Consider the following 209-nt stretch of genomic DNA (forward strand, 5'->3'; position numbering starts at 1 on the left):
GTCATAAGGGGCATGATGATTTGACGTCATCCCCACCTTCCTCCGGTTTGTCACCGGCAGTCACCTTAGAGTGCCCAACTTAATGATGGCAACTAAGATCAAGGGTTGCGCGCGTTGCGGGACTTAACCCAACATCTCACGACACGAGCTGACGACAACCATGCACCACCTGTCACTCTGCTCCCGAAGGAGAAGCCCTATCTCTAGGG

At 54.1% G+C, this 209-nt stretch carries 1 rRNA gene; it reads right to left on the reverse strand.

The annotated features are described in order from the left end of the window. Positions 1-209: ribosomal RNA gene (locus MR113_RS28215) — 16S ribosomal RNA — on the reverse strand; the annotation flags it as partial.

The sequence above is a fragment of the Bacillus cereus group sp. BfR-BA-01379 genome (assembly GCF_022663605.1).
GTDB classification, from domain to species: domain Bacteria; phylum Bacillota; class Bacilli; order Bacillales; family Bacillaceae_G; genus Bacillus_A; species Bacillus_A mobilis.